General features: G+C 63.2%; 11 protein-coding genes. 4 read left to right on the top strand and 7 right to left on the bottom strand.

Annotation, left to right across the window (positions count from 1 at the left end; translation table 11 throughout):
• Window positions 1-263: 263 nt before the first annotated feature.
• Genes FJ943_RS12710 through FJ943_RS12695 form a run of 4 tightly spaced genes read right to left on the bottom strand, consistent with a single transcriptional unit; the run spans window position 264 to window position 2,281 of the window.
• Window positions 264-644, bottom strand: coding sequence for a DCC1-like thiol-disulfide oxidoreductase family protein (locus FJ943_RS12710; RefSeq protein WP_015316221.1), 381 nt, complete (start codon window positions 642-644; stop codon window positions 264-266).
• 3 nt (window positions 645-647) lie between these two features.
• The gene (locus tag FJ943_RS12705) at window positions 648-1,706 is read right to left on the bottom strand and encodes a DMT family transporter (protein ID WP_140721913.1); all 1,059 of its coding nucleotides are present in this window, start codon (window positions 1,704-1,706) and stop codon (window positions 648-650) included.
• A 3-nt stretch (window positions 1,707-1,709) separates the two neighbouring features.
• Window positions 1,710-1,991 (bottom strand): DUF333 domain-containing protein, encoded by a 282-nt coding sequence (locus FJ943_RS12700; protein ID WP_140721910.1) that lies wholly within the window; start codon window positions 1,989-1,991, stop codon window positions 1,710-1,712.
• Window positions 1,988-2,281, bottom strand: a complete 294-nt coding sequence (locus FJ943_RS12695) for a GYD domain-containing protein (protein ID WP_015316219.1) — start codon at window positions 2,279-2,281, stop codon at window positions 1,988-1,990. The genes FJ943_RS12700 and FJ943_RS12695 overlap by 4 nt, the downstream gene beginning before the upstream one ends.
• Window positions 2,282-2,628: 347 nt before the next feature.
• On the opposite strand from FJ943_RS12695, the gene FJ943_RS12690 reads away from it, so the two are divergent.
• The gene (locus FJ943_RS12690; RefSeq protein ID WP_140721907.1) at window positions 2,629-3,687 is read left to right on the top strand and encodes a TauD/TfdA family dioxygenase; all 1,059 of its coding nucleotides are present in this window, start codon (window positions 2,629-2,631) and stop codon (window positions 3,685-3,687) included.
• A gap of 59 nt (window positions 3,688-3,746) precedes the next feature.
• Here FJ943_RS12690 and rpoD read toward each other — a convergent pair whose 3' ends face one another.
• The 3 genes from rpoD to FJ943_RS12675 all read right to left on the bottom strand — a co-directional run bounded on the left by rpoD (window position 3,747) and on the right by FJ943_RS12675 (window position 8,645).
• Window positions 3,747-5,771 carry an RNA polymerase sigma factor RpoD gene (gene rpoD / locus FJ943_RS12685; protein ID WP_140713786.1) on the bottom strand — a complete coding sequence of 675 codons (2,025 nt, stop codon included), beginning with the start codon at window positions 5,769-5,771 and terminating at the stop codon, window positions 3,747-3,749.
• 427 nt (window positions 5,772-6,198) lie between these two features.
• On the bottom strand, window positions 6,199-8,133 hold the full coding sequence (dnaG, locus tag FJ943_RS12680) for a DNA primase (RefSeq protein ID WP_140721904.1): 1,935 nt from the start codon (window positions 8,131-8,133) through the stop codon (window positions 6,199-6,201).
• Window positions 8,134-8,276: 143 nt separating this feature from the next.
• Window positions 8,277-8,645: an RcnB family protein gene (locus FJ943_RS12675; RefSeq protein ID WP_140721901.1), complete on the bottom strand. Its 369-nt coding sequence runs from the start codon at window positions 8,643-8,645 to the stop codon at window positions 8,277-8,279.
• Between the two features lie 379 nt (window positions 8,646-9,024).
• On the opposite strand from FJ943_RS12675, the gene FJ943_RS12670 reads away from it, so the two are divergent.
• From FJ943_RS12670 to FJ943_RS12660, 3 genes are all read left to right on the top strand, one after another.
• The gene (locus tag FJ943_RS12670) at window positions 9,025-10,689 is read left to right on the top strand and encodes a Na/Pi cotransporter family protein (protein WP_140665049.1); all 1,665 of its coding nucleotides are present in this window, start codon (window positions 9,025-9,027) and stop codon (window positions 10,687-10,689) included.
• A 130-nt stretch (window positions 10,690-10,819) separates the two neighbouring features.
• Complete coding sequence (locus FJ943_RS12665; RefSeq protein ID WP_015316213.1) at window positions 10,820-11,029, top strand: DUF2061 domain-containing protein; 210 nt, start codon at window positions 10,820-10,822, stop codon at window positions 11,027-11,029.
• 113 nt (window positions 11,030-11,142) lie between these two features.
• Window positions 11,143-12,327, top strand: a complete 1,185-nt coding sequence (locus FJ943_RS12660) for an MFS transporter (RefSeq protein ID WP_140721898.1) — start codon at window positions 11,143-11,145, stop codon at window positions 12,325-12,327.

Genomic DNA, 12,327 nt, shown 5'->3' with positions numbered 1-12,327 from the left:
GCCCCCGAACGGGCCGAAGCCGCCGCCCCCCCTGCCACCGAACTTGCCGGCCATATGCATGAACATGCGCTCGCCGAAATGATGACGGTCGGAATGATTGTGCCCAAAATTGTGCTTGTGCATTGATTGCTCCTTGAGTTCTATCTCACGATATATCTTAATTAGGCACACCCTATCGATGAGTCAAGATATATCTTACGATGTATCTTAGCCAACGGTGGCGTCCACGCGTCAGCGGCAGGAATGGATGGTGTGTGAGGGGGCTACCAGCGGCCCTTGCGCCGATTCCAGCCGTAGAGCAGATCGGCGAAGCGATCGTAGGCAATGCGGGTCGGCGGCAGCATGAGCCGATTGCCGAACAGGCGCGCCAGCCATCCCTCGCCAGGCGTTGTCAGCCAGACCGCGATCGCCACGTCTGCACCGACCAGCAGCCTGCCCTGGGCGTCGGTCGCATGCAACCGGCGGCGGATGTCCTCCAGCGCGATGCCACGCGACGACAGCGCATCTGGCTCCAGGTTGATGTCGCGGAATTCGATCCGACCGGCCTTGACCGCCTCGACCAGCCGCCGCTTCTGCCGACCGATGCCGGCATCGCAGACGGGGCAGCGCGTGTTGTACCAGACGGTCAGCACGGGCCTGGACATGTGTCAGCCGTGATCGTGCCGGTGGTGCAGATCGGGGTAATGCGGATGCTTGTGGCGCAGCGGCGCATGCCGGTGCAAGTGCGAATGCGGCTCCGTCACCGGCCCGTCATGATGATGCTGGTGGTGCTCGTCATGCACATGGCTGTGCTCATGCTCCAGCGCCTGGTGCTCATGCTCGTGATCGTGGCGTTCCGACAGATGCAACCAGAGCCCGACGCCCATCAGCAACCCTGCAATCGCCAGCTTCAGCGTCACGGCATCGCCGAGCATGACGATGGCCAGCAAGGCACCGATGAACGGCGCCAGCGAATAATAGGCTCCGGTGCGCGCCGTTCCGAGATGGCGCAACGCAAGGATGAACATCACCAGGCTGACGCCGATGCCGAAGAAACCGACAGCCGCCGCCGAGGCGACAATCGGCGCGGCGGGAAGCGAGGCGCCGCCGATCAATGCCAGGCCGACATTGACGGTACCGGCCACGAGCCCCTTCAGCATGGCGATCACCACCGGGTCTGTGGCCGATATCCGGCGCGTGAAATTGTTGTCCAGTCCCCATGCCAGGCACGCCCCCGCGACCAGCAACGCGCCAAGGTTGAAAGTGACGCCATTACCTTGCCACGAAAGCAAAACAGCGCCAGTGAGAATGGCAAAGGCACCGAAAAGCAGGTGCCGGTCGACATTTTCGCGATAGACGAGCCAGGCGATCGCCATCGTTGCCAGCCCTTCGAGGTTGAGCAGCAATGCCGAACTGGATGCCGTGTTGAGGATGAGGCCGAACATCAGCAGGACCGGTCCAACAATGCCGCCCATGCCGATGGCCAGTGCAAGCCATGGAATATCCTCGGCGGCCAGTCGCGCCTCGCCGGCATTGGCTTGCCGGTCGCGCAACAGGCGATAGAGGGCAAGGCCAAGGCCCGCGCCGAGATATAGCAGGCCCGCAAGCATGAACGGATTGACGCTGTCGAGCAGCAGCTTGGACAGGGGCGGCGTCGCGCCGAACAAGACGGCAGAGCCGAGGGCAAGCGGTATGCCAGGCCAAAGATGCGAATGGGAATGCGTCATGGCTTACCCTATCATGGTGGCACGCCATGTCATCGACCACACCGCCAGGCACGGTTTGCGAGATCGCCCAACGGAAGTCCGCGCCTCAGTTCCGATGCATGACGGCCCGACGCGTCTGTTGTCGCGAAACAGCGCCCACTCTTCACAGAGGCGCCCGTTGGGCAGGTGGCAAAACCCGTTGCCGGCCTTGTCCTTCTTGATTGTCAGGCGTCCGTCAATCGCCGCGCAATGGACCGATGCGGGATTGGCCGTGCCGACCTGTTTGCGCAAGGCGGATACTATCATCCAAGCGACGAGATGATCTCGCGGTAAGCGAGCTCCGGGAAAGCCTTCATCGTCTGCGACCTGATATTGCCGCCCGCGGCCAGCATCAGCGCGAAACGCGCCAGCACCGCATCGTCGGGCGCCTCGACCACCGCCACCATATCGAATTCGCCCATGGTCAGGTAGAACGACTTGAACGATCCTCCCATCTCGCCCAGTTGCTTCCTGGCGGCGTCGAGGCGCTTGGGCGAGTCGCGCACGTTCTTAGCGCCGTGCTCGGTCCAGTTCATCAGCATGATGTAGGTCGTCATGGTAGGCCTCTCTCCGGGGCCACGGAGCACGGCACTCAGGCCATGGGCTTGTCGACACGGCCTCGGCCGGGGCTGGCTTCCGGGGGTTGTCGCCCGAAAATGCATCCGACGCAGGAGTATCCTCCCGCTGCCGACGTCCTGCAAGCGCTACTGCGCGGGACCAATGCCGTGTGAGTGCGACCTCACGCCAGCCGACGCAACAAAGGCGCTCGCAGGCATCAACCGCAAATCAGCCGGCGGCGGTCAGGTAAAGCCGGTTTAAAAACCCGCCTGAGTGCGGCAATCTCCGTCGTGGCCCCCAGGCCGGCAATACCTCATCCGGGCCAACCCAGCCGCAGGAGAGCTTCATGCGCGAGACATCAGAGCTGCCGCCGGAACAGATCGAAATTCCCGCCGCCTGGGTCGGCGAGGACATGGCGAAGCATCCTGAAAAATGGCTGGTCGAACTGGAGCCGGAGGACGTCGCGGAGTTGGAAGCTGCCGCAACCGGCTTTCTCGCCGGCTCGCACGATATCGGCAGTCTGACCAAGGCTCATTTCCCCTTGCCCCGGCTTGCCGGCCACCTTGCCGCGCTTCGCGAAAAACTGATTGCCGGAATTGGCTTCGAGGTGCTGCGCGGTCTCCCGGTCGAGAGATATTCCGCCGAGATGACGGCAACGATCTTCCGCGGGGTTGGCGCCCATCTGGGAAGCGCTCGGTCCCAGAATGCCCAGGGCCATATACTCGGCCATGTCCGCGACATCGGCGCCGACGCCAGGGACCCCAGGACACGCATCTACCAGACGTCGGAACGCCAGACATTTCACACCGATTCCGCCGATGTCGTCGGCCTGCTCTGCCTGCGCGATGCCATGCAGGGCGGCGAGTCCCTGCTGGTGAGCACGGTGACGATCTACAACGAGATGCGCAAGAGACGGCCCGATCTGGTCCGCCTGCTGTTCGATCCGATTGCCACCGACCGGCGCGGCGAGATCCCGGAAGGCGAAAAGCCCTACTTCGAAATCCCGGTGCTCAACTGGCATGCCGGACTGCTGACCGGCATCTATCAGCGTCAGTACATCGACAGCGCGCAGCGCTTCCCCGATGCCATGCGCCTCACTCCAGCCCATGTCGAGGCGCTGGATCTTTTCGACAGCCTTGCCAATGATGTCAGGCTGAACCTGTCGATGCGGCTCCGGCCTGGCGACATGCAGTTCGTCTACAATCATTCGCTGCTTCACGACCGCATGGGCTTTCGCGATTGGCCGGATCCCGACAAGCAGCGCCATATGCTGCGCCTGTGGCTGTCGGTCCCCGGCGACCGTCCGCTGCCGGACTGCTTCCGGCAGCGCTATGGCTCGATAGAGATCGGCAACCGGGGCGGCATCACCGTCAAGGGCGCGCGGCTGAACGTGCCGTTGCTTTGACGCCCGAAACGAAAAAGGGCGCCGATCGGCGCCCTTAACTGTTCGCGACAAAAATGAACTCAGCTATCGAGGAAGCTGCGCAGCTTGCGCGAGCGGCTCGGGTGCTTGAGCTTGCGCAGCGCCTTGGCTTCGATCTGGCGGATACGCTCGCGGGTGACCGAGAACTGCTGGCCGACCTCTTCCAGCGTGTGGTCGGTGTTCATGCCGATGCCGAAGCGCATGCGCAACACGCGCTCCTCGCGCGGGGTGAGCGAAGCCAGAACGCGCGTGGTGGTCTCGCGCAGATTGGCCTGGATCGCCGCGTCGATCGGCAGGATCGCCATCTTGTCCTCGATGAAATCGCCCAGATGCGAATCCTCCTCGTCGCCCACAGGCGTTTCGAGCGAGATCGGCTCCTTGGCGATCTTCAAGACCTTGCGCACTTTTTCGAGCGGCATGGCGAGCTTCTCGGCCAGTTCCTCCGGCGTCGGCTCGCGGCCGATCTCGTGCAACATCTGGCGCGAGGTGCGCACGATCTTGTTGATCGTCTCGATCATGTGCACCGGAATGCGGATGGTGCGCGCCTGGTCGGCGATCGAACGCGTGATCGCCTGCCTGATCCACCATGTCGCGTAGGTCGAGAACTTGTAGCCGCGGCGGTACTCGAATTTGTCGACGGCCTTCATCAGGCCGATATTGCCTTCCTGGATCAGGTCGAGGAACTGCAGGCCACGATTGGTGTATTTCTTGGCGATGGAGATGACGAGGCGCAGATTGGCCTCGACCATTTCCTTCTTGGCGATCGCGGCTTCGCGCTCGCCCTTCTGCACCTGGTTGACGATCTTTCGGAATTCCAGGATCGAAATGGCCGTTTCCGTGGCCAGATTCTGGATCTCGGCGCGCAAATCCTTGATCGCGTCCTTCTCGTTCTTGGTGAATTCCTTCCAGCCGCGCGAGGTCAGGTTGGCGATCGAGCGCGTCCAGTTGGGGTCGAGTTCGGAGCCCTGATATTCCTTCAGGAATTCCTCGCGGCGCACGCCATAGCTTTCGGCCAGGCGCAACAGCTTGCCCTCGTTCTGCACCAGCCGCTTGTTGATGTCGTAGAGCTGCTCGACCAGCGCCTCGATACGCGCCGTGTTGAGCGACAGCGACTTCACCGCCTTGATCAGCTGGTCCTTCAGCTCCTTCAGCCGGCGGTCCTGGCTGGGCGACAGCGTGCCGGCGGCGGCCAGACGGTTCTCGACCTGCTGGTCCTGCAGCTTCCTGAGCTTCTTGTAAGTGTCGGCGATGACGTCGAGCGTCTCCATCACCTGAGGGCGGAGTTCCGCTTCCATCGCCGCCAGCGACAGGCTCGCCTCGTCCTCGTCTTCCTCGTCATCATCGCCGATGCCGCGCGTGTCGGCGCCGACATTGGTGATGTCGTCTTCGTCATCGCGTCCGCGACGCGACTTTTCCTCGACCTTGGGTGCTTCCTCGACGCGTTCGACCACCGGCGCCTGCTTGGCTTCGGGGCCGGCATAGGTGGCTTCGAGGTCGATGATCTCGCGCAGCAGGATCTTGGATTCGTTGAGCTCGTCGCGCCAGATGATGATGGCCTGGAAGGTCAGCGGGCTTTCGCACAGGCCCGCAATCATCGTCTCGCGCCCGGCCTCGATGCGCTTGGCGATGGCGATTTCGCCTTCGCGCGACAGAAGCTCGACCGAGCCCATCTCGCGCAAATACATGCGCACCGGATCGTCGGTGCGGTCGGTCGGCTCTTTCTTGGTGGTGGTGGCGGCGACCGCGGTGCCGGTCTGCTCGGCCAGCTCGTTGGCGTCTTCCTCGGCATCGGCGGCGGTGTCGCCGGCCTCGGCCTCTTCGCCCTGTTCGTCATCCTCGACGACGTTGATGCCCATGTCGGACAGCATCGCCATCGTGTCCTCGATCTGCTCGGAGGTCACTTCCTCGGAAGGCAGCACCGAATTCAGCTCGTCCATGGTGACATAGCCGCGCTTCTTGGCGGCCTTGATCATCTTCTTGACAGCATCATCGGAAAGGTCGAGCAGAGGCCCATCGGTGGCGCCTTCGCGTTCGGTCTCGACCTCTTCCTTTTCCTTTGTCGCCATAGTCTTTATCTTCTCCTAGCGGCCGGCCATCGGGGCCGCGTAAGCTGTCGGACCAGTCAAATCGGATACGCCCGTTTTTCTAAACGCGCCTTACCCGGCCCACAAACTGCATCCACTCTTTTGTTTGGTGCATGCCGTTGCCCCAAAACCGGGTTTCACTCTTGGGCGGCATACATTAAGTCCAGATTAACCCTGATATCTGTGGCAGGCGGGCCGCCTGTCCAGTGACCAAGTACCTTGCATCGCTTGTTTCCCGTCGACGCGGGTGCGGGTTAACGTTTCGAATCGTCCTGATTCCGTCATTCTGTCCGAAGGTCAAGCGCCTCTGGCATGATTCGCATGAAAAAAGCGAATCAATTACCCGACTTAGCGCACCGCGCCCCCAAGGGAAGCGCGGCCGCGCCTTCATTCCTGCACTCAGCTGCACTTAGGCTCGCCCAGCCCTGCCCGACGAAACGCCAAATCCTTCGATCAGCGCTTCCGTCGCTTGTACATCCTGAAACTGCGCCTGAATTTCGATCAGATGGCGGAAATTTTCGTCCGAAGGGTCCGCCTCGAGCGCCGCTTCCGCCTGTTTCAGTTCCTTATGTAAGGTGCGCGCGCTGCGCTGCAAGTGCAACGCCTGGTTCAGGGCGTCGCGGGCATCCTCGAGCGCCGCCGTCTCCAGCGCCGGCCATTGCCGCGCCCGCTTGATCAGGCCGACGGCGCGCTCCCAGATCTCGGCGCAGCCGGCCCGCTCGATCGTCGCCACCACGGCGTGGCGGTCGTTGGCCATGTCATGCGCCATCGCATCGAGGATGGCGGCATGCAGCCGGGTCAGATCGGAATTGGCGAGATCGAGGAACTCGACATGAGCGAAGTTCTCGTCGATCAGCGCCGGATGGTTGATCAAGGCGACGATGATCGTCGCCTCGCGCACCGACATCCCTTCGCTGCCGCGCTTGACCAGCGCCGACTGGCCGAGGCTTTCGGTGATCGCCATGCGGCCGCCGCCAGGCTTGGCGAATTGGCCACCGGGTGCGGCTGCCTTGCCCTGCCCCGGTTTCCAGTCCTGGCGGCCTTGGCGCGCATTGCGCTGGGAGCCGAAGAAGCTCTGCACCCGTTCGCGCATTTCCTGCTGGTAGTGGTAGCGCGTGCTTTCGTCGCGGATGCGGCTGCTGAGTTCCCGCAGCGTCTGTCCCAATTCCGCCCGCCGCTCCGGCGTGTCGAAGACGCCGCCCGCCGTCTCCCGCATCCACAGGAGGTCGACCAGCGGCCGCGCATCGGCCAGCACGGCGCGGAAGGCATCCGGCCCCTCGGCCTTGACCAGGTCGTCGGGATCCTTGCCTTCCGGCAGCAGCGCGAAGCGCGCCGAGCGTCCGGCCTGTACCGACGGAAGCGCCATGTCGGCGGCCCGCCACGCCGCCTTCAGCCCGGCCTTGTCGCCGTCGAAGCACAGCATCGGCTCCGGCGCCATGCGCCACAACAATTCGAGCTGGTTTTCGGTAAGCGCGGTGCCGAGCGGCGCCACGACATTCTCGAAGCCGGCCTGCGCCAACGCGATCACGTCCATGTAGCCCTCGACGGCGATGACCGTACCGCCTTTCGCCAATGCCTTGCGGGCGCGGGCGAAATTGTAGAGGACATTGCCCTTGTGGAAGAGCTCGGTGTCGGGCGAGTTCATGTATTTGGCGAGCGCGTCGGGCGCCAGCGCGCGGCCACCGAAGGCGATGATCTTGCCGCGCGAATCCGGGATCGGAAACATGATGCGGTCGCGGAACCAGTCATAGGAGACCGGGATATCGTCGCCATGGCGCACCAGCCCGCAGGCTTCGATATCGGCCTTCGGCACGCCCTTGGCCGCCAGATGTTCCTTCAGCGCATTGCGGCTGTCGGGCGCGAAGCCGAGCCGGAACGACTGCTGCGTCGCGGGCGTCAGCCCACGGTCGCGCAGATAGGCGCGGGCTTTGGCGCCTTCAGGCCCTTGCAGGCGCTCCTGGAAGAAGACGGTCGCCATTTCCATGACGTCGGTCAGGCTGGCGCGTTCCTTCTCGCGCCGTTCTTCCTGCGCATCGCGAACCGGCATCGGCACGCCGGCCATGTCGGCGATCTTCTCGACCGCCTCGGGAAAGCTCAGTCCCTCGAGTTCGGTGAGGAACTTGAAATGGTCGCCCGAGACCGAGCAGCCGAAACAGTGGTAACGCCCCTTCTTGTCCTCGCAGTGGAAAGACGGGCTCTTTTCGCCATGAAACGGGCAGCACGCCCAATAATCGCCACGCGAGGCATTGGTCTTCTTGCGATCCCACGCGACGCGCTGGCCGATAACCGATGAAATCGGCACGCGGTCGCGGATCTCGTCGAGAAAGGCGGGCGGAAAGCGCATTGAGGGAACTCGTTTCCCCACCATATAATCATGCCCGCGATTTCAGACGACCCCTAATGCGGACGATGCCCGGTTTCCACAGGCCAGTAGAAAGGCGGCCATTGCGGACCGCCTTTCTTTTTCAGTCCGGCACCAGTCGGAACTTACTGCGCGGCAAGCGCGCCGAAGATGACGCCGGAGAGGATGCCGACCAGCACATAGTCGTTGCCGACGCGGATCCATTCCTGGCCGCGGCCGGGACGGTGCAAGCCGTAGCGGCCATAGTCGCGGATCGGCCGGTGCTGCCTCCAGCCGGAATATTTCTGGCCATTGCGCCAGTTGTTCCGCTTCACCACGACCTTCTTCTTGAACACACGCTTTTTCATATCCCGGTGGTCGCCGGGCCTCTGCCAGTCGACCTTGGTGTAGTTCGACTGTGGCGCGACCGGAGCATTCATCGGCGCTGCCTGGCCGGTGAGTGAGGTGGCGGCCAGCATCGAGAAAGCCAGAGCGGAAAGAACAACGCGTTTCATGGGAAGTCTCCTTGGTTGTCGATGCCAGAGGAATAGCGGCCAGGGGATGAACCAAAACTGAACGCCAGCATTACAATTGTGTAATGAATCTCGCTGTTTAGTCCAAAGATTTGAACATAAGCGCAAGCAGCGGCGCCAACACCCTCCCAGGTCCGCCCGATCCACGGCTCAAGCCCGTGCAACCATTTGGGGGCCCGTCCATTTTCCGACACCGGCCGTCGCCTCGCGGCGAGCCCTTGAAATCGACAAATTTTTATTATCCGGCTAAAATATTCCGACTATATTCCAAGGCTGCCATGACCATGATTCGTACCCTCGCTTTAACCACCGGTCGCCATGCTGCCCGCCGCACGCGCCATGCCGGCATGCAGGCGCCGCGATGAGCGGCTCGGTCGTCCTCCTGCATCTGGCCGGCGCGGTGGCGCTGATGCTGTTTGCCACCCGCATGGTCAAGACCGGCGTCGAGCGGGCCTATGGCGACGTGCTGCGTCATCGCCTGCGCGCCACCATGCGCAATCCGATCATGGCGGTGCTGGCCGGCACCGGTCTTGCGATCGCGCTGCAAAGCTCCACCGCCGTCACCTTGCTGGTCGGCTCCTTCGCCGGTTCAGGCATCGTCTCGGGCGCCGCCGGTCAGTTGGCCGTGCGTGGCGCCGAGATCGGCTCGGCTCTGGTGGTCAAGCTTCTGACCTTCGACCTCACGCTGTTGGTGCCGCTCTGCCTGATTGCCGGCACGGTGATGTTCATGGCCACGGAGCGGCGCGACTGGCGCCAGACCGGCCGCATCCTGGTCGGCATCGGCCTCCTGATCCTGTCCCTCGAAATGATCGGCCAAGCGTCCGAGCCGCTGCGCAACAGCCAGCTGCTGCCGGTCATCCTCAATTACTTCTCCACCGATTCCATCACCGCGTACCTGCTGGCGGCAATGATCACCTGGCTGTTCCAGTCGAGCATCGCGGCGGTGCTGTTGATGGCGACGCTGGCCGGCCGTGGGCTGATCAGCCCTGAACTCGGCCTTGTCCTCATCCTCGGCGTCAATCTCGGTTCGTCGCTGATCGCGCCGATGCTAACACGCTCGGCCAGTCCCGAAGTGCGCGTCGTGCCGGTCGGCAACCTTTTGATGCGCGGGCTGGGTTCGCTGGTCATGCTGATCCTATTCATGATCTTCCGGCCGCATGTTGCCTTCCTCGGCCCGACGGCGGCCGATCAGATCGTCAACGCTCATATCCTGTTCAACGTGGTCATCCTGCTCGCCGGCCTGCCGCTGGCCGGTCTGGTCTACCGAGCCTCCGAAAGGATCGTGGCGCTCGGCGCCAAGCCGGCGCCGGCCGCTGCGCTCGACGTCGTCGAACTGTCGGCGCTCAACGAAAGCGCGATCGATGTGCCGAGCCAGGCCCTGGCCAACGCCACACGCGAGGTGGTGCGTGTCTGCGAGACGGTCGAGATCATGCTCAAGCGCATCATCGAACTCTACGAGGACGCAGACTCGGACAAGATCAAGGCGCTGGCGGCCCTCGACGACCGTGTCGACCGCAGGCACGCGGCCATAAAGCTCTACCTCGCCAAGGTCACCAGGAATCCGATGACCGAAGACGAGGCGCTGCGCTGCCAGGAGCTGATCGGCGCCTGCGTCAAGCTCGAGCAGGTCGGCGACATCATCGTGCGCAACATGCTGGTGCATGTGAAGAAGAAATTCGACCGCGGGCTGGAATTCACCGACGAAGGCTGGAGCGAATTGTGCGCCTTCCATGGCTCGGTGTTGGCCAATGCCCGGCTCGCCTTCAACGTCCTGGTCTCGCGCGATCCCGAAACCGCGCGCCAGCTCGTGCTGGAAAAGGACCGGCTGCGCGACCGCGAGAAGGAAACCAGCGCCAGCCATTTTATGCGCCTGCGCGAAGGCACCGCCAAAAGCGTCGAAACCAGCTCGATCCACCTCGACACCATCCGCGACCTGAAGCAGATCAACTCGCTGCTGGCCTCGATGGCCTACCCGGTTCTGGAAGAGCGCGGCCTGCTCACGGGATCGCGGCTGAAGGCGAGCTGACCGGCGGAAGCTTCCTGCAATCGCACCGATTTGGAACACGCTTCCATCATTCGGGAAAGAACGCCAAATTTAGCCTTTGCTTATCCAGCCATCCGTCGGCTAAGCATCCGTTTCCACCGGGAGGAAATCGATGGATACCCATTCGCGCAGTTTCGCCAAGGCGCTTTCCTGGCGCGTGACCGGCACCATCGATACGATGATCATCTCGCTGGTGGTGACCGGAAGCATCAAGCTTGCGGCCGCCATCGGGGTGACGGAGGTCTTCACCAAGTCGCTGCTCTATTATTTTCATGAGCGGGCATGGCTGAAGATTCCTTACGGACGCAAGTCCGTGACTTGAAGGGCTTGCGATCGATCGGTCCCGTCAAGAAAACCTAAACCGGCGACAAAAATTTCTGGATTGCCTGCTAAGGCCATCCATGGTTTGAGCCCTGCATTCGGGGGTTCCTTTTCATGTCGCTGCCGCTCATCGCCCTGTTCATCGCCGCCTTCGCTTTCGGCACCACCGAATTCGTCATCGCCGGCGTGCTGCCGCAGGTGGCGCAGGGGCTAGGCGTTTCGGTTCCTTCCGCCGGCTACCTCGTCTCCGGCTATGCCTGCGGCATCGCCATCGGCGGGCCGCTGCTGGCGCTTGCCACCAAGAGCCTATCGCGCAAGACCTTGCTGCTTGGCCTCGCCGTCGTCTTCACCCTCGGTCAGGCGGCCTGCGCGCTGGCACCCGACTTCACCTCGATGCTGTTGCTGCGCATTGCCGTGGCTGTCGCGCATGGCGCCTATTTCGGCGTCGCCATGGTGGTCGCCGTCGGCCTTGTGCGCGAGGATCAGCGCGGCATGGCGGTCGCCGTCATCCTGTCGGGTCTCACCGTCTCCAACGTCATCGGCGTGCCGGCCGGCACCGCCATCGGCAACATCTGGGGATGGCGCGCGACCTTCTGGGTGATGTGCGCGCTGGGCGTGGCGGCAACGCTCGCCATGGCCGCCTTGCTGCCGCGTACCACCGGATATCAGGCCAGGTCGGCGAGCCTTGCCAGCGAGGTCCGCGTCCTGGCGCGCCAGCAGGTCTGGACTTCGCTGATCCTGATGCTGATGCTGATGCTCGGCCAGTTCTGCCTGTTCACCTACATCACCCCAACGCTGCTGGAGGTCACCGGGCTCGATGAAAACCTGGTGCCCTGGGTGCTGCTGCTCAACGGCGTCGGCGCCACGCTTGGCGTCTTCCTGGGCGGCAAACTGTCCGACTGGAAACTGATGCCGTCGCTGATCACCATGCTTGCCCTGCAGGCGGTGACGCTGGCCATTATCTATGCCGTCAGCCCCTATCCCGTGCCGATGGTCGTCGCGATCATCGTCTGGGGCGGCCTCAACTTCGCCATCGGCACGCCAATCCAGACCCGGATCCTGGCTTGGACGGCGGACGCCTCGAACCTCGCCGCCTCGCTCATCCCGTCCGGCTTCAACATCGGCATCGCGCTGGCCGCATCGCTGGGCGCCGCCATGCTCAATGCCGGCTACGGCTATCGCAGCCTGTCGCTTGTTGGCGCCTTTGCGATGCTCGTCGCCGTCATTGTGGCTGTCATCTCCCATCTTTGGGAACGGCGCAGCGACATCGGCCCGCCGGTACCGGCGGCCGCCGAATAA

This window comes from Mesorhizobium sp. B2-3-10 (assembly GCF_006442275.1).
GTDB lineage: Bacteria > Pseudomonadota > Alphaproteobacteria > Rhizobiales > Rhizobiaceae > Mesorhizobium > Mesorhizobium australicum.
This window is presented reverse-complemented; position numbering and strand designations above follow the sequence as displayed.

Coding starts and splice junctions, on each gene's coding strand:
- FJ943_RS12660 (WP_140721898.1), top strand. CDS start 11,143: ATGTCGCTGCCGCTCATCGCCCTGTTCATCGCCGCCTTCGCTTTCGGC.
- FJ943_RS12690 (WP_140721907.1), top strand. CDS start 2,629: ATGCGCGAGACATCAGAGCTGCCGCCGGAACAGATCGAAATTCCCGCC.
- FJ943_RS12670 (WP_140665049.1), top strand. CDS start 9,025: ATGAGCGGCTCGGTCGTCCTCCTGCATCTGGCCGGCGCGGTGGCGCTG.
- FJ943_RS12710 (WP_015316221.1), bottom strand. CDS start 644: ATGTCCAGGCCCGTGCTGACCGTCTGGTACAACACGCGCTGCCCCGTC.
- rpoD (WP_140713786.1), bottom strand. CDS start 5,771: ATGGCGACAAAGGAAAAGGAAGAGGTCGAGACCGAACGCGAAGGCGCC.
- FJ943_RS12700 (WP_140721910.1), bottom strand. CDS start 1,991: ATGATAGTATCCGCCTTGCGCAAACAGGTCGGCACGGCCAATCCCGCA.
- FJ943_RS12695 (WP_015316219.1), bottom strand. CDS start 2,281: ATGACGACCTACATCATGCTGATGAACTGGACCGAGCACGGCGCTAAG.
- FJ943_RS12675 (WP_140721901.1), bottom strand. CDS start 8,645: ATGAAACGCGTTGTTCTTTCCGCTCTGGCTTTCTCGATGCTGGCCGCC.
- dnaG (WP_140721904.1), bottom strand. CDS start 8,133: ATGCGCTTTCCGCCCGCCTTTCTCGACGAGATCCGCGACCGCGTGCCG.
- FJ943_RS12665 (WP_015316213.1), top strand. CDS start 10,820: ATGGATACCCATTCGCGCAGTTTCGCCAAGGCGCTTTCCTGGCGCGTG.
- FJ943_RS12705 (WP_140721913.1), bottom strand. CDS start 1,706: ATGACGCATTCCCATTCGCATCTTTGGCCTGGCATACCGCTTGCCCTC.